The following is a 23,164-nucleotide window of genomic DNA, read 5'->3' as shown; positions in this document are numbered from 1 at the left end:
TCTCCGGGCATCCAGAGTCGGCACATTGGCGAGGGTAGGCTGTGGCCACGCGGGCACGCTCATTGTATTGGTTGCCGACTTGGGGGTCGTTCACACGCCTGCGTCGGACAAGACTTTTCCAGAATATCGTTGCGCTGTTCCTGGTCGCACTGGGACCGGTCCTGGCCTTTGCCACCTTCATGGTGCTGGGACCGCTGGACCAGGGGGCCGGCGCGTTGTCGCTGCGGCTCGTCCTGCTGGCCGACCTTGTCTACGTCCTGCTTCTGGCGGCGCTGCTGCTGGCAAGGGTGGCCCGGATGGTGGCCGACCGGCGGGCGCAATCGGCGGGGTCCCGCCTGCACCTGCGGCTGACCGCGGCTTTTGCGCTGATGGCGCTTTTGCCGACGGTAACGGTGGCCGTGTTTGCCGTGCTGACCATCAACATCGGTCTCGAAACCTGGTTCTCGAGCCGGGTGCAGAACGTGGTTGGCGCCTCGCTCTCGGCCGCTGAGGCCTACGAGGAAGAAAGCCGTGCCGGTCTGATCCAGGATGCGCGCGCCCTTGGGGCCTTTCTCGATGCCAACCGGCGGCGCAACTTCGTCATGGACGACGGAGAGTTGCGCCAGGTTCTCAGCCAGGGGCAGGCCCAGATCCAGCGCGGACTGCGCGAGGCCTTTGTGATCGACAGCGCGGGCAGCATCCGCGCCCGCGGTGAACGCTCCTACCTGTTCGATTTCGAGGAGCCGTCAGAGGCGGATTTCCTGCGTGCCGATGCCGAGGGCGTCACCGTGATCCCGGACTGGGACAACAACGAGTTTCGAGCCCTGCTGCCGCTGGAGGCCTTTGCCGATCGTTACCTTTACGTCAGCCGCGAGGTCGACGGTCAGATCCTCAACCTGCTGGACGAAACGCAGGAAACCGCTCGTTTCTACCAGCAACAGGAAAGCGAACGGGGCCGGCGCTTGTTCGACTTTGCACTGCTGTACCTGGGTTTTGCCCTGCTGCTGATCCTTGCGGCGACATGGGCGGGGCTGTGGTTCGCCGAACGGCTCAGCCGCCCGGTGGGGCGCCTGACCGGGGCGGCGCAGCGGGTCGGGTCGGGCGATCTGGACGTGCAGGTGCCCGAGGAAGAGGGCGACGACGAGATTTCCATGCTGGGGCGCTATTTCAACCAGATGACGCGCCAGTTGAAAGGCCAGCGCGAAACCCTGCTGGAAAACACCCGGCAGATCGAACGCCGCCAGCGGCTGTTCGATTCCGTCCTGTCCTCTGTCACTTCAGGGGTGGTGGGCCTTGATGCCGAGGGCAAGGTGACGTTCGTCAACCGCTCGGCCGAGCGGCTTCTGGGCTGGCACGAAACACATCGGGCCGTGCCGCTGGGGGTTGCCGTGCCGGAATTCGGGGCGCTGTTTCAGCGGCTGCGGACCGAGGCGCTGGAAACAGCGCAGGAAGAGGTCAAGGTCAGCCGGGAAGGGCGTCTGGAACACCTGCTGGTCCGCTTGTCCACGCGGCGGCGCCAGGATCGCTCTCTGGAAGGCTACGTTGTGGCCTTTGACGACGTGACCAACCTGGTCAGCGCACAGAGGATGGCCGCCTGGGGCGACGTGGCCCGCCGCATCGCGCATGAGATCAAGAACCCGCTGACGCCCATCAAGCTGTCTGCGGAACGCATCCAGCGCAGCTTTGCCAAGCGGCTGGATGGGCCGGACGCGGAAAAGGTGGCGGACCTAACCGAACGGATCGTGCGCCGCACCGACGATCTGCGCCGTATCGTCGACGAGTTTTCCAAGTTCGCGCGGATGCCGGAACCGGAGCGCCGCCCCGAGGACCTCTGCGAGATCCTGCGCGGCGAGGTGCTGATGCAGGAAACCGGCCAGCCCGGTGTACGCTTTGTCACCGACCTGCCGGAGGAGCCGATGCCCGCGGAACTGGATTCCACCATGATCGGGCAGGCGCTGACCAACCTGATCAAGAACGCAGGGGAGGCGGTCGAAAGCCTGCAGGAAAAAGGCGCGCCCGAGGACTATCAGCCGGAAATCCGCGTGATGGCGGAGGCGCAGGACGGCCGGGCAGAGATCCGCATCATGGACAATGGCATCGGTCTGCCGGAGGACCGCGCGCGGCTGTTCGAGCCCTACGTCACGACACGCGACAAGGGCACGGGGCTTGGCTTGCCGATCGTCAAGAAGATCATCGAGGAACATGGCGGGACGCTGGTGCTGGAAGATGCACCCGCCTTCGCCGAAGGCGCCCATCAGGGCGCGATGGCAGTTGTGCGGCTGCCGCTGAACCGCGCGGCAGACCTGCCGCGGGCGGCGGCCCTGGAAGATGTTTGAGCACGAAGGAATGAGAGGGCAGAGACAATGAGCGACATCCTGATCGTCGACGACGAACGCGATATCCGGGAACTGATCGGGGACATCCTCGAGGACGAGGGCTTTGCCACCCGGCTTGCCGGCAACAGCCAGGAGGCAATGAACGAGATCAACGCCGAACCGCCGGCGCTGCTGATCCTCGACATCTGGCTGAAGGACAGCAAGATGGACGGGATCGACATCCTCAAGACCGTCAAGCGCGACAACCCCGATATTCCCGTGGTCATCATTTCCGGCCACGGCAATATCGAGATCGCCGTGGCCGCCATCAAGCAGGGCGCCTACGACTTCATCGAGAAGCCTTTCAATATCGACCAGTTGCTGGTGGTGATCCGGCGCGCGATGGAAACCTCCAACCTGCGGCGCGAGAACGTGCAGCTGAAACGCGGCGAGGTGAAGTCCGCCGAGATGATCGGCGAAAGTGCCGCCTTCCGTGCGTTGTTGGGGCAGTTGGAGAAGGTGACCAAATCCAATGGTCGGGTGATGCTGACCGGTCCGGCCGGGGCGGGCAAGGAAGTGGCCGCGCGCTATATCCACGCCCAGTCGAACCGGGCCAAGGCGCCCTTCGTGACCGTCAACTGCGCGGGCGTGGAACCCGAGATGATGGAAGCGATGCTCTTTGGCCGCGAAACCGCCAAACGCGGGATCGAGCCCGGCTTGTTGGAGCAGGCACATGGAGGCGTGGTCTACTTCGACGAGGTTGCCGATATGCCCACGGGCACCCAGTCCAAGATCCTGCGCGTGCTGGTGGACCAGCAATTCACCCGGGTCGGCGGCAACGACAAGGTGCGCGTCGACCTGCGCGTGATCTCCTCGACCAACCGCGACCTGCAGGACGAGATCGCAGCTGGCCGTTTCCGTGAGGAACTGTACCACCGGCTGAACGTGGTGCCGATCGCGGTGCCCTCGCTGGCCGAGCGGCGCGAGGACATCCCGGTCCTGGCGGGCCATTTCATCAAGCAGTGCAACCAAGCCCAGGGCCTGCCGGTGCGCGAACTGACAGAAGAGGCGGTGGCGCTGATGCAGACCATGACCTGGCCGGGCAACGTGCGCCAGCTCAAGAACCTCGTCGAGCGTGTGCTGATCCTGGGTGACGGCACCGGGCCGATCGAGGCGCGGGAACTGCCGCAGGAAACTGCCCCGGGCGAAGATGCCGAGGGGCGCGTTGTCCTGTCGGGCACGCTGGCGACCCTGCCGCTGCGCGAGGCGCGTGAGGCCTTTGAACGGGAATACCTGCTGACGCAGATCAACCGGTTCGGCGGCAACATCTCTCGGACCGCGTCTTTCGTGGGGATGGAGCGTTCGGCCCTGCACCGCAAGCTGAAGTCGCTGGGCGTGGTCACCTCGGCCAAGTCCGGCGCGCGGGTGGCGCGCGTGGACGAACAGATCACGGAAGCCTCCTGAGCGGCAGGCCGATATGGAACTGACACGACGGGCAGCCATCGGGGTGGGGGCGCTGGCCTTGGCGGGCTGTGCCGCACCGCCGGGTGCCAGGGCGCCGGACGAGGGGGCGGCCCTTGTCGAGGTTCCGGAGACCCCCGCCGAAAAGATCGCGGTTCTGGAACGGGCCGTGCTTGCCCTGGGACCGGGGGTGGACCCGGCAGAGGCGGCGGCTGTGGCGCGGATTGCGGTGCGTGAGCCGCTGATATGGGCCGAACGCTGGGACGCCGTGGACCCGCCGCTGATCCACAACATCCAGGTGAACACCGGGCGCAAGCCGCGCGGGCTTTGCAAGGACTGGGCCGATGATCTTGAGGCGCGATTGAAGAACGAAGGTCTGCGCAGCCTGTCCCTGCATCGGGCCATTGCCAATGCGGACAACCTGCGGATCGAACATTCGACGGTGATCGTCTCGACCCGGGGCGCGGCGATGGACCAGGGGCTGGTGCTGGACCCGTGGCGGCTAGGGCAGGGGCGGCTGTGGTTCGGCCCGGTTGCCAGCGACCCGAGATACCGCTGGGTGCCACGGGCCGAGGTCTTTGCCATGAAACGGGCCCGCCGGGCGCGCCGCGAGGGCCGATAGGGCCTCAGGACGTCGTCGGGACGGGACTGTTTGCGGCTTTGCCGCAAAGGCACCCGCCCGCCGACCCCGTTGAGCGCCTTTTGTACCAGCGGTCATCAGGGAACGGCGGTTTGGGCCCCGGGACGCACCCCATTGACGGCGCTCCCCCCGCGTGCGAGGCAAAGAGGTCAGAGCCGGGACGCGGTGCAGATCGGGGCGCAGGGCGCATGAAGGTCATCATTTGCGGGGCGGGCCAGGTTGGCTGGCAGATCGCCCGCCATCTTGCCGGAGAGCGCAACGACGTCACGGTGGTGGACAACAATCCCGATCTCGTGCGCCGCGCCACCGATACGCTGGACGTGCAGGGGATCGCGGGCTTTGCCTCTTACCCCGACGTGCTGGACAAGGCAGGCGCGCGCGACGCCGACATGGTGATCGCCGCCACCTATTCCGATGAGGTCAACATGGTCACCTGCCAGGTGGCGCATTCGGTCTTTGCGGTGCCGCGCAAGATCGCGCGGCTGCGCGCGGAAAGCTACCTGACCGCGATCTATTCGGACCTTTACCGGCGCGATCACATGCCCATCGACGTGGTGATTTCGCCCGAACGAGAGGTGGCGGACGCGGCCCTGCAACGGCTGGCGGCGCCGGCCGCCTTCGATACCGAGAGCTTTCTGGACGGCAGGACCCAGCTGATGGGGCTGACGATCGACGCGGGCTGTCCGATCGTGAACACGCCCCTGCGGCAATTGACCGACCTGTTTTCCACCCTGCGATCCGTGGTGGTGGGGGTGAGGCGCGACGGGGTGCTCTTTGCGCCGGAATCCGGGGACCAGCTGTTCGAGGGCGACAGCTGTTACGTCATGGTGCACGCGGATGACGTGCAGCGCACGCTGGAGATCTTTGGCAAGTCGCTGCGCAAGCAGGAACGCGTGGTGATCGTCGGCGGCGGCAATGTTGGTTTGTCGGTGGCGCGGCGGCTGGAGACGGGTAAGATCCGAGTGCGCGCCAAGATGATCGAGCGCAACCGGAAGAACGCCGAACGGGCTGCCGAGGAACTGGAGCGCACCATCGTGTTGCACGGCGACGGGCTGGACGCGGGGCTCTTGGTCGAGGCCGGGGTGGCCCGCGCGGATGCGGCGCTGTGCGTGACCGATGACGACAAGGTCAACATGCTGGCTGCCGTGCGCGCCAAGGCCGCCGGCTGCCCGATGGTGATTGCGTTGATCAACGACCCGACGCTGGTGCCGCTGATGGAGCCGCTGGGGATCGATGCCTATATCAACCCGCGCTCGACCACGGTCAGTTCGATCCTGCGCCACATCCGTCATGGCCGCGTGAGCCAGGTCTATTCCATCGGCGATGCCGAGGCCGAAGTGATCGAGGCCGAGGTCCTGTCGACATCGCCGATCTCGGGCAGCCGGATTCGTGAGATCGACTTTCCCGAAGGCGTTCTGGTAGGCGCCGTGCGCAAGGGAGACAAGGTGGTCAAGCCCACCGGCTCGCTCAGGATCGACGAAGGCGACAAGATCGTCATCTTTGCACTCGCGGGCGATGTCCCGGAGGTCGAGCGCCTGTTGCAGGTCTCGATCGATTACTTCTAGGCGCGGTGTTGTGAGGCGCGTGGGGGGCAATGCCGGTTGTGGCGGTCGGAAAGGGGGCGTCAGCCGATGAAGGCCATCGCGCGATTGCCATTGTTCCTGCTTCTGACCGGGCTCGGGTCATTCTCGATGCTGTTGCCGGCGATCTTTGCCTACCTGATCGAGGAGCACCACGATGCGCGTACCTTTTTCTACGGGGCGCTGTTGGGGCTGATCCTGACTGCCCTCGTGGCCTTGGCCCTGGGCAACCGGCACCACAACCAAAGCGCGCTGCGCCAGCTGGTGGCGCTGGCGGCGGGCTTTGTCGTGCTGCCGCTGATTTTTGCCGTGCCCTTCCACGAGGCAGTGCGGACCACCGGATTCGGCAATGCCTATTTCGAGATGGTGTCGAGCTTTACCACCACCGGCGCCACGATGTTCGATGCGGCGCGCCTGTCGGGGCCGGAACACCTGTGGCGGGCGCAGGTCGGTTGGATGGGCGGCCTGGTGATGTGGATCGCGGCCTCGGCGATCCTGGCGCCGCTTGCGCTGGGGGGATTCGAGGTCACGGCCAGCGGAGAGCCCGGGCAATCCTTCGCGCAGGGGGCCATGAACACCGGCCCGACAAGCCCGGCGGAACGGTTGATGCGCAGCACCCACGTCCTGTTCCCGATCTATAGCGGGCTGACCCTCGCGCTGACGGTGATGCTGCTGGTTGCGGGCGATCCCCCGCTTGTGGCGGTCAGTCACGCCATGTCGGTCATGGCGACCTCTGGGATCACGCCGCTGGCCGACCTGGGGGCTGCACCCAGTGGCCTTGCGGGAGAGATGATCCTTTTCTGCTTTCTCTTTTTCGCCCTGTCGCGGCTGACCTTTTCCGCCGATACCCGTCAGGAACGGGGCCTGTACTACGATCCGGAATTCCGCCTGGGCCTGCTGATCGTGGTGGCCGTGCCGCTGGCCATGTTCCTGCGCCATTGGGTCGCCTCGTTCGATGTGGGCGAGGAGCAGAACTGGGTCGCGGGGCTTCGGGCGCTCTGGGGTGGGCTGTTCACGGCGGCCTCTTTCCTGACCACGACGGGTTTCGTCAGTGGCGACTGGGATACGGCGCAGGACTGGTCGGGTCTGCCGACACCCGGGATCATCCTGATGGGGCTGGCGCTGGTGGGAGGCGGCGTGGCGACAACCGCAGGCGGCGTCAAGCTGTTGCGGGTCTATGCCCTGTACCTCAACGGAAAACGCGAGATCGAGCGCCTGGTACATCCGCATTCGGTGGGCCGCGCGGGGCTGCTGGGGCGCCGGATCCGGCGCGAAGGCGCCTTTATCGCCTGGGTCTTCTTCATGTTCTTCGCCCTGACCCTGGCGGCAATGACGATGATCCTGGGGGCTTACGGGGTGGATTTCGAGCGGGCCACGGTGCTGACCATTGCCACGCTGTCGAACACCGGGCCGCTTGTCGACACTGCCGCTGCGATCGACCTGACGATGATCCCCTGGGACGCGCAATTGATCCTGTGCCTGGCGATGGTGCTGGGCCGGCTTGAACTGCTGGCAATCATCGTCATGATAAGCCCCGAGGTCTGGCGCGAATAGTTGCGCAGAGACATCCACCGGGGGCCGGCTGCGCGGATTCGGGGATTTTCGGCTGGAAACTCCCGTCTCCGCATACCATACTCACCCAGACGAGGGCAGCCCGGCGCGCGGGCACGGCAAGAATAAAGGCAATTCAATGGCTTCTGATAGACAGAACCTGCAGGACGCGTTTCTCAACCACGTCCGCAAGACAAAGGTCCCGGTGACGGTCTTCCTGATCAACGGGGTCAAGCTGCAGGGTGTCATCACCTGGTTCGACAATTTCTGCGTTCTGCTGCGCCGCGACGGCCAGTCGCAGCTTGTCTACAAACATGCAATTTCGACCATCATGCCCAGCCAGCCGATCAACCTGTATGACGGCGAAGGGGACGCGTGAGAGAACACGCGCCGCCTGTGACCCGGGCGTGGGTCCTGCATCCTGACATCAAGAGCGACCCAGAGCGCCGCGATGCTCAAATGGCCCTCGAAGAGGCCGTGTCCTTGGCTCATGCGCTGCCGGGGCTTGAGGTCGTGGGGTCACAGATCGTGCCGCTCCCGCGGCCGCATCCCGGTGCGCTGTTCGGGTCCGGCAAGATCGATGAACTGCGCGCCAAGCTGAAAGCCGAGGAAATCGACCTTGTCCTGGTCGATGGGCCGGTGACGCCGGTACAGCAGCGCAACCTTGAACGCGACTGGAAGGTCAAGCTGCTGGATCGGACCGGGCTGATCCTCGAAATCTTCTCGGATCGCGCGGCCACCCGCGAAGGTGTGCTGCAGGTGGAAATGGCCCACCTGAACTACCAGCGTACGCGGCTTGTGCGGGCGTGGACCCACCTGGAACGCCAGCGGGGCGGGCTGGGCTTTGTCGGGGGCCCCGGCGAAACCCAGATCGAGGCCGACCGCCGGGCCATCGACGAACAGTTGGTGCGCCTGCGTCGGCAACTCGACAAGGTCGTCAAGACGCGTGAATTGCACCGCAAGGCGCGCGCCAAGGTGCCTTATCCGATCGTGGCGCTGGTGGGCTATACCAACGCGGGCAAATCGACGCTGTTCAACCGGCTGACGGGCGCCGAGGTCATGGCCAAGGACATGCTCTTTGCCACGCTGGACCCGACGATGCGGGCGGTGCGCCTGCCGACGGGGGCGGACGTGATCCTGTCGGACACGGTGGGCTTCATCAGCGATCTGCCGACCGAACTGGTCGCCGCCTTCCGTGCAACGCTCGAAGAGGTGCTGGCCGCGGATGTGATCGTGCATGTGCGGGACATCTCCCACCCCGAAACGGAAGAGCAGGCCGAGGACGTGCGCAGCATTCTCGACAGCTTGGGCGTGGCAGAGGACACCGCGCAGATCGAGCTGTGGAACAAGCTGGACCAATTGGGGCCGGAAGAGCTGGAAACCGTGCGCATCCGCGCCGCGCGCAACCCGGATGTCCATGTCACCTCTGCCCTGACGGGTGAGGGGCTGGACGCATTCCTGGAGGCCGTGACAGAGGCGCTTGGCGCGGAACGTGTCGAAGAGGATCTTGTCCTCGGCTTTGCAGAGGGCAAGCGCCGGGCCTGGCTCTTTGAAAAGGGCTTGGTCGAGGAAGAGCGCCAGGAAGAGGACGGTTTTCATCTGCGCGTCCTCTGGTCGGCGCGCGACAAGGCGCGTTTCCAGACCCTGGGGTGATCCGACGCCTGGTCGATGGAACCAAGTGGACATGCGCCCCGATTCATGCGATTCGGGGCGCATGATGATCCATGTTCAGACCAACGGCGGCCTGCGCCGCTTCCGAATTACGGTCCCGGCCTGAATAGCCGGGCCGGGTAATTCCTGTTCTGAACGTCAATGGCGCGGGACGCGCCGCACAAGGATCACTGTCATGTCTCCTGAATTGCCGACCCTGCACATGATGTGCGGGAAAATTGCCGCTGGAAAATCGACGCTTGCGGCGCAACTGGCCGGTCCCAAGGGCACGGTGCTGATCACCGAAGACGCCTGGCTTGACGGTTTGTTCGCGGATCAGCTGGCCACCCCGCGCGACTATCTTCGCTGCACGGCGAAACTGCGGGCCGTCATGGGGCCGCATGTTGCGGCGCTGCTGGATGCCGGGGTTTCTGTCGTGCTGGATTTCGCCGCCAATACCGTGGAGCAGCGCGCCTGGATGCGCGGCATCCTCGAGGCGACGGGTGCGGCGCATCGGCTGCACCTTCTGGCACCGCCGGACGAGGTCTGCCTCGATCGGCTGCACGGGCGCAACGCCTCGGGCACGCATCCCTTTGTCGTGACGGACGAGCAGTTCCACCAATTCTCGCGCCACTTCGTGCCGCCGGGGCCGGAGGAAGGGTTCAACGTGGTGAGGCACGAGTCATGAGGGAACAGGGTCAGATCACGGCGCTCTCACGTTCCAGCAACGCGCGGGCAATCTCCCAGCGCCGACGCTGCCTCTTCGAGGGCGCCTCCGGCGTATTGGCCCAGACGCTGATCGCAAAACAGCGCTGAAGGAACAGTCTGACCTCGGGCGCGGTGACATCGTCGCCATAGCCTGCGCGCAGCGTTGCCAGAGCGGTTTCGTCCCCGGCGAAGTCAAGAACGTCCAGGGCGAGCGAAAAGACGTCACGCAGCGGCTCGTCCTCTCTCGCGTTCTCGAAGTCGATCCCCCAGACCGAACCCTCGGGGCCGCTGACGAGGTTGGAGAGCGTCAGGTCGCGGTGTGTGATGGCACGGGTGGCGGGCAGGCCGCGCACCGTGGCGCGTGTCTCCTTGAGCGCGCGCGCCGCAGAGACCAGCCCCTTGGCCTCTAGCGGGCTGCGCTCGCCTGCCTCGACCGCATCCACCAGCCGGGTCAGCCAGTTGACCTGTCCCTTGGGCAGGAATTTGCGTTCACGCAGGCTGAGCCCGTGGTAGGCGGCCAGCCATTCCCCGGCGGCCCGCAACAGCGGACCGGGGGCTTCGCTTTCCAGCCGGTCGCGGAAATCCGGCCCGCCCGCGTCCTGCATGACCAGCGCTCCCTTGCCGAACCACAGAACGCGCGGCACGCGGTAGGGGCCATGTGACAGGACCGCCGCCAGTTCGGCCTGCCGCAAAGCCTGACGCGAGGCCTTCGCCTCGGCCTTGCGTGGCCAGAGCTTGACCACCGCCGGCACACGTCCGCGCGACGGGCGGTAAACCCATGTGTCTGGTCCGTCACGCAAGACCTCCAGCCGTCCCGACCATTCAGGCCAGAGCTTTTTCAGCACCTCGGTCGCGCGCTCTTCGCTCATGGTTTGACCAGCCGGGTGATCCCGACGGAGGCGGCACGTGCCAGGCCCACATCCAGCGACATGGGGATGTATTCCCCGCGTCGCCACAGCTGCCCGAGATCGTCGTAGTGGCGGGACAGCGGGTGACCCGACTGGCCGGTCGCCGAGACAAAAACCGAACTGTCGGGATCGGCAAAATCATAGACGCCGCGATAGCCTGCGCCATGCACGTTGGCGAAGGGATCGGGATCGCGTCCCGAGGTCACACCCCGTTGCAGCGTATGATCCCCGCCCGAGGTGGTTTGCCGGATGTTGACGAAATACCGAAGGATCGGCACCTGGCCCAGGACCGGGTGTTCGTGCGTCGCCAGGTGTTCATCCCCCCAGCGCAGCGATTCCAGCGCCTTGCCGGAATGTTCCTCGATCCAGATCAGCGCGTCATCCAGCGCCAGCCGCGCGATGTCGGTGCAGCTTTCCACCGCCGCTGACCGGATCACGTCGCACCAGGCGCTGGCCCCGTCCACGTCGCGAAAGACGCGTTCGATGAACAGCGGCTCTACATGGTCGAACTCTTCGGCCAGCGGGCCCAGGTCGTCGCGGATCAGTCGGGTCTGCAACGCCCTCAGCCAGGCGGAATAGAGCAGCGGTTCGGGCAGGTGCTCGTTCATTTCGCCGTTCCAGTTGGCCAGCAGGTCCAGCGCGCGCTGGCGGCGGCGTTCCGGCGTGCCTTCGGGCGCGGCCTCGGAGGTATACCAGAGATCCCTCCCGATCAGCGGCAACAGGGTGCGCGCGGCAGGCGATACCGTGTCCAGCTGGGCCTCGACGAAACTGTCGCGGGTATGGACCTTGCGCCCCTGCATCATGGTCTGCCAACGCTGCACCCGCTGGCTGTCACCCCAGTGAAAGCTGACGTGATCGGGAAAGGGCCGGTCGACCAGCTTGTTGTTGGTGTTGCCGACGATACCGCCCTGGGGGGCCAGGAATTCGGGGTTTGCCGAAAAGGGAAAGATCCCCTGCCAACGGTTCGCCGCGATCCAGCCGCGCGCGGGCAGGCGGCCCAGGCTTTCATGCGCGGGGTCGCGGCGTGGCATGGCGCCGACCAGCTTCATCGCGACGGTATCTTTGTCGATCAGGGTCAGGTTCTGCGACGGTGCGACGTAGAGGCGCGAGACTTCCATCGCCTCTTCGACCGATTGCGACATCATCAACCCGATGGCGGCCGAGGCCGATGTGTCCTCGTGGCTGAGTGCGGTCCAGGCCAGCGACACGAGGTGCCCGGGCGGCGTGATCTTGTCCAGGTCGAACTGCGAGGCGGGCAGGATCGGTCCGTTGTCCGTCCACAGCAGGTTCAGCGTGACGGGTGCCTCGTCCTTGATGCGGATGATCGACTGGCGGCTCTCGAAGGGCTTGAAACCGTCGGGCGTGCGGTACTCGCCGGGCGCATCGGGGTTCAGTTCCTCGAAATACAGGTCCTGATCGTCGAGGTAGGACGAGGTGATTCCCCAGGCCAGTTGCTCCGACCGGCCCACCATCAGCGCGGGAATGCCGGGAATCGAGGCGCCGATCACGCTGCCGGATTTCAACTGCATCCGGGCGAGATACCAGTAGGTCGGCGCGGTGAAACCAAGATGCGGGTCATTGGCCAAAAGCGTTCCGCCCGAGGCCGACCGGTCCGGCGCGGCGGCCCAGACGTTGGACGCACCCGCCAGCCCGCGCCGCGGTACAGGCCAGAGGAAATCGCCCCCCACGGGCGCGGCATTGGCCTGGCGCGTGCCGCTGCCCTGTGGCAGTTGCGCGACGCGGGGTAGGGCGGCGACGCCCTTGCCGGGCATGTCGGGCAGGATGTCTGCCAGGCGTTTTTCATCGCCCAGCAGCAGCGAGGTCCGGGCGCGCAGTACCTCCTCGCCAATCTGACCCGAGAGTTGCAGCGCCATCAGCTTGATCACCGCCAGCGAATCCGCCGGTTGCCAGGGCGCGATCTCGGCGTTGAAAAGGAAAAACTCGGGCGCACCGCGCCCAAGGCTGTTGGCGTTGATCTCAGCAATGCGCGCGTTGATGCCCGCGGCATAGGCCTCCAGCGCGTCGAGCGTTCGGGGGTCCTGATGTTCGACAGAGGCCTTGGCGGCGGTGTAGATGTCCAGCCGGCGCAGCAGCGTGTCGGTGCGCAGGGTGCGGCGGCCAAAGAGTTCCGACAGGCGGCCCTGCGCGGTGCGACGCATCATCATCAGCTGCCACAGCCGGTCCTGCGCGTGCACATACCCCAGCCCGAAGAACGCATCCCGGTCCGAGAGGGCCATGATATGCGGCACGGCGGAATTGTCGCGCACGATCTCGATATCCGCGGTGATCCCGGCAACGGGCAGGGTCTTGTCGTAGTCCGGCAAGGAGCGGGACCCGAGGTAGTAGACCAGCGCCACGCCGATGACGATCAGGGCGACCGCCAGGCTGGCCAGCCGCAACAGCCATCGGAACACAACCGCCATTTCGTTCTCCGTCCATATGGGCTAGGTCAGATCGCAACGGGATTAACTTGCCAGCCCGGGCTTGCCAAGGGCAGGCTGGCTGGCGCGACGAGGGGAGAAGACGATGGCGAAAACGGCATTTCTGGGCCTTGGGGTGATGGGCTACCCGATGGCGGGCCACATGGCGAAGGCCGGGCACGAGGTCACGGTCTACAACCGGACCGCCGCCAAGGCCGACAAATGGGTGTCCGAATGCGGTGGTACGGCGGCGGCGACCCCGCGTGAAGCCGCGCAGGGCGCGGATTTCGTCATGGCCTGCGTCGGCAACGACGATGACCTGCGCGGGATCTGCACGGGCGAGGACGGCGCTTTTGCCGGCATGTCCTCGGGCGCGACCTTTGTCGATCATACAACCGTGTCCCAGCAGGTGACGTTGGAACTGTCCTCTCTCGCCGCCGAGCGCGGCCTGGGATTCGTCGATGCGCCGGTGTCCGGCGGGCAGGCGGGGGCCGAGAACGGCCAGCTTGTCATCATGTGCGGCGGCGATCAGGCAAAATACGACGCTGCAGAGCCGGTCATGCAATCCTATGCCAAGCTGTGCAAACGCCTGGGCGAAAGCGGCGCCGGGCAACTGTGCAAGATGGTCAACCAGATCTGTATCGCCGGCCTCGTGCAGGGCCTTTCCGAAGGGCTGCACTTTGCCGAGAAGGCGGGGCTGGACGGCGCGGCTGTGGTCGATGTGATCGGCGGCGGCGCGGCCGGGTCGTGGCAGATGGTCAACCGCTACCAGACCATGCTCGCCGACGAATTCGAGCACGGCTTTGCTGTCGACTGGATGCGCAAGGATCTGGATATTTGCCTGCGCACCGCGAACGAAAACGGCGCCTCGTTGCCTGTGACCGCGCTTGTGGACCAATTCTACAAGGACGTGCAGAAAATGGGCGGCGGACGCTGGGACACCTCGTCTCTGATCAAGCGTCTGCGGGCGATGGGGTAAGGCCGAAAGCCCGTTACACCACCCTGCAAACTGCCCGGCAGCCCCTGGAAACGCTAAATCGGCCTGTGATCGAAAGTGACAGCAGGCGTTATGCCAGGGCCGTTGCCGGGCGGTAAGGTGAATGATGTCATCCACTTGAAGGCCATACTTCTGATTTTGATGGAACTTGCGCTGCTTGAAAGACAGTGCCAGCGCGCCGGACCGCTGCCGAGTGTTGCCATCAGCTTCGGTTGAGCTTGTGTCGGACCGTCGGGCCGCAAGGCCTGTCGGCACAGGTGAGCCGGATCCGCTCGATCTCGATCGTGGTCGTTTGCTGCGGCAGAGGTGCAAGGCATCACCGCGCTCACGGGCCAAGCGGCCTGACGCTGCGAGAGGCCTTTGAAACGCGCCGAGAGCGGTGCGGGGAGCCTCGCGCGTCGCAATCGCTATTGTCATTCCCATCCCGCTGGCCTTATGTTAGCGGTTAGGTCGCGCGCAGAACATGCCGCGCCGAAGATTTCGCTGACCGTGGACCCTGACATATCGGACCCGGCCAGACCGATCGGGCCGCAAGGCCATAGTCCCTGCCCGGACCGCCACAAGCGACGGGCGCAATGAATGGGCGCCGTCCCGGCCCAATGCCGTAGACGCGCGTCGGAGAAGAACCGCGATGAAGCGCGCGACTGACATGAGGCATGAGGCAGGGACATCGGTTTCCCGCCATGCCATCGCGCACCATCTCGCCCAGACAAGACACGCTTCAACCGCCGCGCGCCCCCCGGGGCCGGCGGTGCGTTGGGTGTGCAAACGGATAACATGGCAAAGAAAATGCTCATCGACGCCACCCACGCGGAAGAGACCCGCGTCGTGGTGGTGGACGGAAACAAGGTCGAGGAATTCGACTTCGAGTCCGAGAACAAGCGGCAGCTCGCCGGCAACATCTATCTAGCCAAGGTCACACGGGTCGAACCCTCGCTGCAGGCGGCGTTCGTCGATTACGGCGGCAACCGTCACGGTTTCCTGGCCTTCTCGGAAATCCACCCCGACTATTACCAGATCCCCATCGCCGACCGTCAGGCGCTGATGGAAGAAGAGGAAGAGGCCGCGCGCGCCGCTGCCGAGGAAGAGGATAAACCCAAGAAGTCCCGCTCGCGCTCGCGCAAGCGGTCGACGAAGGCATCCGAGAAGACGGACAAGGCAGAAAAGGCTGACAAGTCGGCCGAGACCGCCAAGGAGACCAAGCCGCGCGAACCCAGCGGCATGGAAACCATCGACCTGAACGACGACCTTGAAACCGGTGCGCCGGGTGAGGGCCTGTCGCCGATGGAAACCGTGCACGAGACCCCGGTCGAAGAACCGGACGCTGCCGATCCGGCCCCTCAGGAAACGCCGGTCGAACCCGATCCGGCGCCGGAACCCGCGCCCGTGGAGACCCCGGTGCAGCCTGATCCCGAGGCCGATCCGGCCCCGGCCGAGGTGCCCGAACCCGCCGAGACCCCCGAGGTGCCCGGCTCCGAAACCGCTGCGGACCCCGTTCCGGCGACCGAGGCGCTGACGCCGCTGGACACCGACCCTGCCGCAGAGCCTGTGCCGACCCCGGAAAGCGAAGACACCGCCGAAGCTGCGGAGCCCGAGGATGCACCCGACGGCGAAACGCCGCCGCGCCCCATTGCCGAAGGCACCAAGGACGAGGCCGCCGTCGTCTCGCAGGACCCGGAAACCGGCGACGATCCTGTGGCGCCGGAAGAGAGCGAAACACCGGAAGCCGCCGAAGTGGCCGAGACCGATGCCGCCCCGGTGGCTGCAGAGACCGCCGAGGACGACGGTGCTGACGAGGCCTCTGAGGAGCTTGACGACGAGGATGAGGCGGACGCCAAGGACGATGCCGCGGCGCGTGACGCCTCGATCGAGTCCGTGGCCGACGACGACACTGAAGAGGACATCCGCCCAGTTCGCAAGCCGCGCCCGCGCCGCTACAAGATCCAGGAGGTCATCAAGGTCCGCCAGATCATGCTGGTGCAGGTCGTCAAGGAAGAGCGCGGCAACAAGGGCGCCGCGCTGACCACCTACCTGTCGCTGGCAGGCCGCTACTGTGTGCTCATGCCGAACACCGCGCGTGGCGGCGGCATCAGCCGCAAGATCACCAATGCGACCGACCGTTCCAAGCTCAAGGAAATCGCTCAGTCGATCGACGTGCCCAAGGGCGCGGGCCTGATCATCCGGACGGCAGGGGCCAAGCGCACCAAGACCGAGATCAAGCGTGACTACGAGTACCTTCAGCGTTTGTGGGAACAGATCCGCGAGCTGACTCTGAAGAGCATCGCGCCGGCCAAGATCTACGAGGAAGGTGACCTCATCAAACGGTCGATCCGGGATCTTTATTCGCGCGAAATCGACGAAGTCCATGTGGAAGGCGAACGGGGATACCGGGTCGCGAAGGACTTCATGAAGATGATCATGCCGTCCCACGCCAAGAACGTGAAGCACTACACCGACCAGATGCCGCTGTTCGCGCGCTATCAGGTGGAAAGCTACCTTGGAGGTATGTTCAACCCGACGGTGCAGCTGAAATCCGGCGGTTACATCGTGATCGGCGTGACCGAGGCGCTGGTGGCCATCGACGTGAACTCTGGCCGCGCGACCAAGGAAGGTTCCATCGAGGAGACCGCGCTCAAGACGAACCTGGAGGCCGCCGAGGAGGTGGCGCGCCAGCTGCGCCTGCGCGACCTCGCGGGCCTGATCGTCATCGACTTCATCGACATGGACGAGCGCAAGAACAACGCCGCCGTCGAGAAGAAGCTGAAGGACAAGCTGAAGACCGATCGCGCCCGCATCCAGGTGGGCCGCATTTCCGGCTTTGGCCTGTTGGAAATGTCGCGCCAGCGTCTGCGTCCCGGCATGATCGAGGCGACCACGCAGCCCTGCGCGGCCTGCCACGGCACCGGGTTGATCCGTTCGGATGACAACATGGCGCTGCAGATCCTGCGCCAGATCGAGGAAGAAGGTGTGCGTCGCCGCTCGCGCGAGGTGCTGGTGAAATGCCCCATCGGCATCGCCAACTACCTGATGAACCAGAAGCGCGAGCACGTCGCCATGATCGAGGCGCGCTACGGTATGTCCGTGCGTGTCGAGGGGGACCCCCACCTGGTCGCGCCCGACTTCTCGATGGAGAAGTTCAAGACCGCGACCCGCGTCGTGCCCGAGGCCACCGCGCCCGTGGTGTCGGTTGACACCTCGTTGATGGACCAGGTGGACGAGGACACCGAGGCCGAACCGGAAGAAGAGGCAGAGACGCCCCAGGCCGAAAAGCCGGAGACGCCCTCTGACGACAACGGCGACGAGGGCAAGCCCAAGAAGCGCCGCCGCCGCCGCCGCCGCAAGTCGAAGTCCAAGGACAATGGCGAGGGGTCGGATACGGGCGCCGAGGGGAACACCGACAAGGACGACTCGCCGAAGGAGGCCGAGAAGCCTGCCGAAGTTGCCGAGGCAGCGGATGAGGCCAAGACCTCTGAGGCCGTAGAGGCGGATGCGCCCAAGGCCGACGAGGGTGAGGAAGCTGCCAAGCCCAAGCGGACCCGCACACGGTCGCGCCGCTCGCGCAGCAAGCCTGCCGAAACCCAGAGCGAGCCCGAACAGGACAAGGCGGCAGACGCCGAGGCTAAAACGGCCAAGCCCGAAGTGACTCCGGAGCCGACGCCGGAAGTGACCGAAGCGCCCGTCGCCGAAGCGGCGGAAACGGCTGCCGAGGTCGCGCCCGTGGCAGAGACAGCGAAAGCGCCCAAGGCCGAAGTGAGCGAAGCCCCGGCCGAGGCCTCAGCCGAAACGGTCGAGGACAAGCCCAAGCCCGCGCGCACCCGTCGCAAGGCGTCTGACGTGATTGCCGCCGTGGTCGGGACTCCGGTCGCGGAAACCACTGCGGCTCCGGCCGCGGCATCCGAGGACGCCGTCGAGGACGCCCCGGAAGCAGAGGCCGCGTCGGAAACCGCCGAAGCGCCAGCGGAGCCTGTGGCCGAGGAGGCGCCCGAACCCGTGACTGAAACCGCCGAGGCCGAGGATAAGCCCAAGCGGCGCGGATGGTGGTCCCTGGGTCGCTGATCCGGACTTGCTGAAACAGAAAAGGCCCCGCCGAACCGGCGGGGCCTTCTTCGTTCTGGAGGGGGCTGCGGCTCAGGCGCTCAGACGGCGCGCCTCGATCGCGCGGTCCAGCCGGTCGCGGATCTCGGCGGGCACCATGCGCCGTGACGAGACGCGGGGGCGCTGCATTTCGGGAATGACCCGCTCGGCCCCGTAGAGACCCAGGTATTCCTGGAAATTGTCGAACTGGCTGCGGGCGACCGCGTCCACAAATGTTTCGGCCGGGGCGCCGTTGGCCAGGATGACCTCATGTGCCGCGGTCTCGACATGGTAATAGGTCACATGCTCGGGCAACTGCGAGAGCGGCACAAATGCGATGCTGTCGCCGTTCACCAACGCCGCCGCGTTGATCACATGGCCGTCCACGATCAGCCCGTGATCGGCGGTGACGATAAGATCGCTGTGGGGCAGGCCGCCGCCAAGGGCTCCGGCTTGGACGCAGACGGCCTGCAGGGCGTTGCCCGCGACCGCCGTTGGCCGTGTCACGACACCGATCCAGACGACCTCTGTTGTGCCTTTTTCCTCTGTCGCGACCCGGTCGCCGATCTTCAGTTGCTCCACAGCGGTCTCGCCTTCGGGCGTTGCGATCAGCGTGCCGGGGGCAAAGCAGGCGCCGGTGAAGGTCGCGCCATTGTCAGTGTAGGTGGCCGGTGGGCCAACAGGGACCTCGTCCATGAAGACGACGTCATAGGTCGGATCGAAGTCCCAGTTGAACACCGGCCAGACCTTGCCGTTCACGACCGCCGTACCGACGTAGGTATAGTCATATGAGAACGCGTTGACGCTGTCGCCGATCTCGAAACTGGTGTCGGCGTCGCCATCCGTCAAAACCGTGTTGAACGGCCCCTGGACCGCGGCGCCCGTCAGGGCACCGTTCTGATAGGTGACGGAGTATGTAGCCGTGAAGCTGCCCATGATCGTATCCTTAGAAACAAACTGAAAAGTGGCCAACCACACGCGGGCAACCAAATAGTTCATTCGTTATACAGGCAATCTCTTTCTCACCAAGCGAGATGTCCGCCAGCGCAGCACTGAAACCGACGCAAAGGGCGGATTATCCCTTGCGAATGCGCCAGGTGATGGTCCCGGCCTCTTCCTCGTGCCCCTCAAGGACATGCCCGGCCTCCGCACAGAAATGCGGCACATCCACCACCGCCGCCGGATCGTCGGTCATCAGAACCAGCACCTCGCCAGCGGCGATGCCTTGCAGACGTTTGCGGGCCTTCAGGACGGGCAGGGGGCAGAGAAGGCCGAGGGCGTCTAGTTCATGGGTCATGCACCTGATCTAGCGGCTTGTCACGGCAAAGAAAAGCGCCCGCGCGCCATGCCGAAGATGTGACAGAGAGGTCAGGTGACGCCGTCGCGCCGATGGCCTATGTCGGGCACATGTTCGGAATCGAGATCATCGACGCATCGCTTTTGCCCGCCATGTTCGTGGCGCTTCTGGCCGGTGTCATTTCCTTTCTCAGCCCCTGCGTTCTGCCGGTCGTGCCGCCTTACCTCGCCTACATGAGCGGTGTGTCCCTGACAGATCTTGGCGACCGCGAGGGTGAGACGCGAAACAAGGCACTGATGCCGGCGCTGTTCTTCGTGCTGGGCCTGTCGACGGTCTTTCTGCTGATGGGGTTCGCCGCTTCGGCGGTGGGGGCAGCCTTTCTGCAGTACCAGGAGTGGTTCAACACCGCTGCGGGCATCACCGTCATGGTCTTTGGGGCCCATTTCGTCGGCGTCTACCGGATCGGGTTTCTAGACCGCGAGGCGCGGCTGGATGCGGGCGACCGGGGCGGTTCGGCCTTTGGCGCCTATATCCTGGGTCTTGCCTTCGCTTTTGGCTGGACGCCCTGCATAGGCCCGCAACTGGGCGCGATCCTGAGCCTTGCGGCCTCCGAGGCTTCGGTGACGCGCGGCACGCTCCTGCTGGCGGTCTACGCGGCGGGTCTGGGCATTCCCTTTCTTCTGGTCGCGGCGTTCCTGCCGCGTCTGGGCGGTGTCATGGGCTGGATGAAACGGCACATGGAACAGATCGAACGGGCGATGGGCCTGCTTCTGTGGACCATCGGTCTGCTGATGCTGACGGGCGGGTTCTCGGCACTGTCCTTCTGGCTGCTGGAAACCTTCCCGGCACTGGCGACCCTAGGCTGAGGCGGGTAGCTGCCTTACTCTTGCCGGAAAGCCTCGTTACCATTGTCGCAACAATGAGGTGCGGACGATGGGCATTGACCAGGCCGAAACATCGCAGGACGTCAGAAGTCGCCGGGTCTTCTACATTCCGGGCTATGACCCGATTCACCCTCGCCGTTACCGCGAACTCTACCGCAAGGAGGGCGCCGCGCAGGCGGCGATCTCCGGGTATGAGATCGCGCTGAATCCCAAGCGCACCGGCGGTCTCTATGGCTGGCACGTCGCATGCGATACGGCAGGCCAGCGGGTCACGACAGATGTCGAGGTTCTGGTCTGGTCCGACATCGTGCGGGACAGCATGTCGACCTCCATCCTCGCCACCTATGGTCAGCTTGTCCGCACCGCATGGGAGTACATGGCCACCGGGGCGCTGTTCCGGTTGATGCGGCTGCGAAAGGGGCCGGTGATTGCCGCGCTTTACCCAATCGGAATGCTCCTGCTGCAGTTGGTAATGGCCCTGTTGGCGGGGTGGGCGGTATTTGCGCTTTTCGGATTGCTGTCGCTTTGGCTGGGCATCGGCGCAACCGTTCTGGGCCTTGCCGCCTGGATCGGCACCGCCTTGGGCCTTTTGCGCTGGTTCAAGGAGAAGGACGGCAAGCTATTCGCCTATTACCTGATGCATGACTACGCTTTTTCGGCCCGTTTCCGGGGGGCAAACCCGCCCGAGCTGGAGGCGCGTATGGGCGAATTTGCCACGATCATTGCCGGCGCGCTGCGTGATGACGTGGACGAAGTGCTGGTGGTCGGCCATTCCTCCGGTGCACATCTTGCGGTTTCGATCCTGGCCGATCTGATCCGCGACGGACGCGTGCCCGCCAACGGGCCGAAACTGGCCTTTCTCAGCCTTGGCCAGGTTGTGCCGATGGTGTCCTTCCTGCGCGACGCGCACCGGCTGCGGGCGGACCTGCGCTTTCTCAGCGCGCGTGAGGATGTCACCTGGGTCGATGTGACGGCGCCGGGTGACGGCTGTGCCTTTGCGCTTTGCGATCCGGTCAGCGTTTCCGGCGTGGCGCCAGAGGACAAACGCTGGCCGCTGGTCTTTTCGGCGCAGTTCACCCGTTCGTTGTCGCCAGAGCGGTGGAAGCAACTGCGGTGGAAGTTCTTCCGCCTGCATTTCCAGTACCTTTGTGCCTTTGACCGGCCGCTGGACTACGATTATTTCCAGATCACCGCCGGACCGATCAGCCTGGGCGCGCGTTTTGCCGGGCGTCCGCCTTCGGCCAGCCGAATCGACGTGGCGGTGTCGAAATACACGAGCATTGCCGCATGACCCCACCGAAACCGGCGGCGCGGCCTGACAGGGTCTCGCTCTGGCGCTACGTCAAACTTTTTCGACAGGACATCCTCTCGGCCCAGCCCGCGCGACTGTACCGTGCCAAGATGGCCGAGTTCCGCACGCCCTTCTTCCGGTCCTACCTGCTGAACCAGCCGCAACTGGTGAAGACGGTGCTCAAGGACCGCCCGATGGACTTCCCCAAGTCCGACCGCATCGGCGAGGGGCTGCGGCCGCTGCTGGGCGAGTCCGTCTTCCTGACCAACGGTGACACTTGGCAGCGGCAAAGACGCATCATCGACCCTGCCTTCGAGGGCGGGCGCCTGCGCGAGACCTATCCGGCCATGTGGGACGCCGCGCAGTCGGCATTGGCGCGTCTGACGGCGCGGGCCGGGGAAAAGGTGGAAATCGAAGAGATCGCCAGTCACGCGGCGGCGGACGTGATCTTTCGCACCCTGTTTTCAATCCCGATCGAGGATGAGATCGCGCAGGAGGTCTTTCACGAGTTCCGTGCCTACCAGCGCAGCCAGCCGATCCTGAACCTGGCCGCCTTCGTCCCCGTGCCGCGCTGGATGCCAAGGTTTTTCCGGCGCGATACCAAGTCCGCCGCACTGCGGATTCGCGCTCTCATCACCCGCCTGACCGAAGACCGGCAAAGGGCCATCGCCGCCGGGACCGCGCCCGACGATCTGGCCACCAAGATCATGACGACACGCGATCCCGAGACAGGCCAGACCTTCAGCGCAGAAGAGATGGTCGACCAGGTGGCGATCTTTTTTCTTGCCGGTCATGAGACCAGCGCCTCGGCCCTGGGGTGGGCGCTGTACCTCTTGGCCACGCATCCCGACTGGCAGGATCGCGTCGCCTCAGAAGCACAGGTGCTGAACAGTTGCGATTTCGCCGACATCTCGAAATTGCGCATGTCGCGCGAGGTCTTCCGCGAGGCGCTGCGTCTCTATCCGCCGGTCCCGATGATGGTGCGCGAAACCACCTGTCCGGAACGGTTCCGCGACCGCGACATTGCCAAGGGATCGCAAATGGTGCTCAGCCCTTGGCATCTGCACCGCCACGAGGCGTTGTGGGACAACCCGGACGGGTTCGATCCTGCCCGCTGGCAGACCGAGAACGGCAAGCGTTGCGGGCGCGTGGCCTACATGCCCTTTTCCGCCGGGCCGCGTGTCTGCACCGGGGCAGGGTTCGCGATGGTCGAAGGTGTCTTGCTGCTTTCGCTGATCCTGCGTGACCTCCGGGTGGATCCTGTCGACGGGCGCGAACCGGTGCCAGAGGCGCATCTGACCGTTCGGTCGCGCGACGGGATCTGGCTGCGGGTGACGCGTCGCTGAGGCGAAAAAACCGCGAAAAACCGTCTGTGGGTCGCAGTTAGCGATAACCCTTGTCGTGGCCAC

At 65.3% G+C, this 23,164-nt stretch carries 17 protein-coding genes; 13 read left to right on the top strand and 4 right to left on the bottom strand.

Going from position 1 to position 23,164, the window contains the following annotated elements:
- Nucleotides 1-41: 41 nt before the first annotated feature.
- The 8 genes from ACQY5B_RS12780 to ACQY5B_RS12745 all read left to right on the top strand — a co-directional run bounded on the left by ACQY5B_RS12780 (nucleotide 42) and on the right by ACQY5B_RS12745 (nucleotide 9,864).
- Nucleotides 42-2,315, top strand: coding sequence for a sensor histidine kinase NtrY-like (locus ACQY5B_RS12780; RefSeq protein WP_420324989.1), 2,274 nt, complete (start codon nucleotides 42-44; stop codon nucleotides 2,313-2,315).
- Nucleotides 2,316-2,342: 27 nt separating this feature from the next.
- Nucleotides 2,343-3,758: a nitrogen assimilation response regulator NtrX gene (gene ntrX, locus ACQY5B_RS12775; RefSeq protein ID WP_420324990.1), complete on the top strand. Its 1,416-nt coding sequence runs from the start codon at nucleotides 2,343-2,345 to the stop codon at nucleotides 3,756-3,758.
- A gap of 13 nt (nucleotides 3,759-3,771) precedes the next feature.
- Complete coding sequence (locus tag ACQY5B_RS12770; protein ID WP_420324991.1) at nucleotides 3,772-4,377, top strand: hypothetical protein; 606 nt, start codon at nucleotides 3,772-3,774, stop codon at nucleotides 4,375-4,377.
- 206 nt (nucleotides 4,378-4,583) lie between these two features.
- Nucleotides 4,584-5,960 (top strand): Trk system potassium transporter TrkA, encoded by a 1,377-nt coding sequence (gene trkA / locus ACQY5B_RS12765; protein WP_420324992.1) that lies wholly within the window; start codon nucleotides 4,584-4,586, stop codon nucleotides 5,958-5,960.
- 66 nt (nucleotides 5,961-6,026) lie between these two features.
- On the top strand, nucleotides 6,027-7,529 hold the full coding sequence (locus ACQY5B_RS12760) for a TrkH family potassium uptake protein (protein WP_305968215.1): 1,503 nt from the start codon (nucleotides 6,027-6,029) through the stop codon (nucleotides 7,527-7,529).
- Nucleotides 7,530-7,665: 136 nt separating this feature from the next.
- On the top strand, nucleotides 7,666-7,905 hold the full coding sequence (gene hfq / locus ACQY5B_RS12755; protein WP_023849333.1) for an RNA chaperone Hfq: 240 nt from the start codon (nucleotides 7,666-7,668) through the stop codon (nucleotides 7,903-7,905).
- Nucleotides 7,906-7,922: 17 nt separating this feature from the next.
- Entirely contained in the window at nucleotides 7,923-9,179 is a 1,257-nt protein-coding gene (hflX, locus tag ACQY5B_RS12750; RefSeq protein ID WP_420324993.1) for a GTPase HflX, read from the top strand.
- A gap of 193 nt (nucleotides 9,180-9,372) precedes the next feature.
- Nucleotides 9,373-9,864: a P-loop nucleotide/nucleoside kinase family protein gene (locus tag ACQY5B_RS12745; RefSeq protein ID WP_420324994.1), complete on the top strand. Its 492-nt coding sequence runs from the start codon at nucleotides 9,373-9,375 to the stop codon at nucleotides 9,862-9,864.
- A gap of 10 nt (nucleotides 9,865-9,874) precedes the next feature.
- Here the strand turns inward: ACQY5B_RS12745 and ACQY5B_RS12740 are convergent, their stop codons facing one another.
- Nucleotides 9,875-10,753, bottom strand: a complete 879-nt coding sequence (locus ACQY5B_RS12740) for an aminoglycoside phosphotransferase family protein (protein ID WP_305968217.1) — start codon at nucleotides 10,751-10,753, stop codon at nucleotides 9,875-9,877.
- On the bottom strand, nucleotides 10,750-13,215 hold the full coding sequence (locus ACQY5B_RS12735; protein WP_420324995.1) for a penicillin acylase family protein: 2,466 nt from the start codon (nucleotides 13,213-13,215) through the stop codon (nucleotides 10,750-10,752). Before ACQY5B_RS12735 ends, ACQY5B_RS12740 begins: the two co-directional genes overlap by 4 nt.
- Before the next feature lie 103 nt (nucleotides 13,216-13,318).
- Here ACQY5B_RS12735 and ACQY5B_RS12730 point away from each other — a divergent pair, with 103 nt between their 5' ends.
- Both ACQY5B_RS12730 and ACQY5B_RS12725 read left to right on the top strand, forming a co-directional pair.
- A complete protein-coding gene (locus tag ACQY5B_RS12730; protein WP_420324996.1) occupies nucleotides 13,319-14,191 on the top strand; it encodes an NAD(P)-dependent oxidoreductase in 873 nt (290 codons plus the stop codon).
- A 795-nt stretch (nucleotides 14,192-14,986) separates the two neighbouring features.
- The gene (locus tag ACQY5B_RS12725) at nucleotides 14,987-18,265 is read left to right on the top strand and encodes an Rne/Rng family ribonuclease (RefSeq protein WP_420324997.1); all 3,279 of its coding nucleotides are present in this window, start codon (nucleotides 14,987-14,989) and stop codon (nucleotides 18,263-18,265) included.
- Between the two features lie 72 nt (nucleotides 18,266-18,337).
- Here the strand turns inward: ACQY5B_RS12725 and ACQY5B_RS12720 are convergent, their stop codons facing one another.
- Complete coding sequence (locus ACQY5B_RS12720) at nucleotides 18,338-19,219, bottom strand: Hint domain-containing protein (protein ID WP_420324998.1); 882 nt, start codon at nucleotides 19,217-19,219, stop codon at nucleotides 18,338-18,340.
- Between the two features lie 139 nt (nucleotides 19,220-19,358).
- Nucleotides 19,359-19,580 (bottom strand): sulfurtransferase TusA family protein, encoded by a 222-nt coding sequence (locus ACQY5B_RS12715; protein ID WP_420324999.1) that lies wholly within the window; start codon nucleotides 19,578-19,580, stop codon nucleotides 19,359-19,361.
- 110 nt (nucleotides 19,581-19,690) lie between these two features.
- On the opposite strand from ACQY5B_RS12715, the gene ACQY5B_RS12710 reads away from it, so the two are divergent.
- The 3 genes from ACQY5B_RS12710 (at nucleotide 19,691) to ACQY5B_RS12700 (ending at nucleotide 23,101) form a co-directional block, all read left to right on the top strand.
- Nucleotides 19,691-20,446: a cytochrome c biogenesis CcdA family protein gene (locus ACQY5B_RS12710; RefSeq protein WP_305968305.1), complete on the top strand. Its 756-nt coding sequence runs from the start codon at nucleotides 19,691-19,693 to the stop codon at nucleotides 20,444-20,446.
- Between the two features lie 67 nt (nucleotides 20,447-20,513).
- On the top strand, nucleotides 20,514-21,755 hold the full coding sequence (locus ACQY5B_RS12705; RefSeq protein ID WP_420325000.1) for a hypothetical protein: 1,242 nt from the start codon (nucleotides 20,514-20,516) through the stop codon (nucleotides 21,753-21,755).
- Nucleotides 21,752-23,101 carry a cytochrome P450 gene (locus ACQY5B_RS12700; protein WP_420325001.1) on the top strand — a complete coding sequence of 450 codons (1,350 nt, stop codon included), beginning with the start codon at nucleotides 21,752-21,754 and terminating at the stop codon, nucleotides 23,099-23,101. The genes ACQY5B_RS12705 and ACQY5B_RS12700 overlap by 4 nt, the downstream gene beginning before the upstream one ends.
- The last annotated feature ends 63 nt before the right edge of the window (nucleotides 23,102-23,164 follow it).

The organism is Antarctobacter sp. (assembly GCF_965277915.1).
Lineage (GTDB): Bacteria > Pseudomonadota > Alphaproteobacteria > Rhodobacterales > Rhodobacteraceae > Antarctobacter.
The sequence above is the reverse complement of the archived record's forward strand: the minus strand, read 5'-3'. Positions and strand labels throughout refer to the sequence as shown.